We start from the raw sequence: 1,179 nt of genomic DNA, 5'->3' as shown, positions 1-1,179 counted from the left end.
AGGTAGTTGGACCGAGCATGCACCCGCTCGTTGATCATTTGTCAGACAGGCCCTAGGCCGCTCGGGCAACCCACCTTGCCTACACGGAGAACGGCCTGGCTGATTAGCTCTCGCCCTTGCGTTCGCCCAGGGTTACTTGGACCTTGGACTCCTTGCCGTCGCGGATGTAGGTGAGGGTGACCTTGTCGCCGGGCTTGTGGGTCCAGATCTGGCCGATCAGGGTGGGGCCGCTGTCGATCGGGGTGTCGTTGAACTTGGTGATGACGTCGCCCGCCTTGAGGCCGGCCTTGGCGGCCGGGCCGTTCGGGGTGATGGCCGGGGTGCCGCCCTCGCCCTGGGGCGAGATGGTGGCGCCCTCGCCGCCCTCGGTCATCGTGACGGTGGCACCGATCAGCGGGTAGACCGGCTGGCCCGTCTCGATGAGCTGTTCGGCGACGTTTTTCGCCTGGTTGATCGGGATGGCGAAGCCGAGGCCGATGGAACCCGCCTGGGACTGGCCCAGGCCGCCGCTGCCCGCCGACTGGATGGCCGAGTTGATGCCGATGACCGCGCCGCGGGCGTCCAGCAGAGGGCCGCCGGAGTTGCCCGGGTTGATGGAGGCGTCGGTCTGGAGGGCGCTCATGTACGAGTTGCTGGCGCCGGAACCGTCACCCGAGGCGACCGGGCGGTTCTTGGCGCTGATGATGCCCGTGGTCACGGTGTTGGAGAGGCCGAAGGGAGCACCGATGGCGATCGTCGAGTCACCGACCGCGACCTGGTCGGAGTTGGCGAGCGGGAGCGGCGTCAGACCCGGGGGCGCCTTCTTGAGCTTCACCACCGCCACGTCGTAGCCCTCGGCCCGGCCGACGACCTCGGCGTCGTACTTGTCGCCGTTCGAGAACGTCGCGGTCAGGTCACCGCCGTTCGCCGCGGAGGCCACCACATGGTTGTTGGTGAGGATGTGGCCTTCCTTGTCGTAGACGAAGCCGGTGCCCGTACCGCCCTCGCCGTTGCCGCCCTGCGCCTCGATGGTGACCACGCTCGGGAGCGACTTCGCGGCCACCGCCGCGACCGTGCCGGACTCGCGCTTGACGTCCTTAGGAGCGTCCGCCGCGGCGACCGTCGTCGAACCGGCCCCGCCGTCGTCGTTGCGCTCCGAGGCCCAGTAGCCGACTCCGCCGCCGATACCGCCCGCGATCA

1 protein-coding gene is annotated in these 1,179 nt (G+C 69.0%); it reads right to left on the bottom strand.

Annotated features, from left to right (window positions below; genetic code table 11):
* Window positions 1–103 precede the first annotated feature (103 nt).
* The coding region (locus tag GA0115259_RS34125; protein WP_107469348.1) for a S1C family serine protease at window positions 104–1,179 on the bottom strand (1,076 nt) is incomplete at its 5' end.

The sequence above is a fragment of the Streptomyces sp. MnatMP-M17 genome (assembly GCF_900091995.1).
Lineage (GTDB): Bacteria > Actinomycetota > Actinomycetes > Streptomycetales > Streptomycetaceae > Streptomyces.
This window is presented reverse-complemented; position numbering and strand designations above follow the sequence as displayed.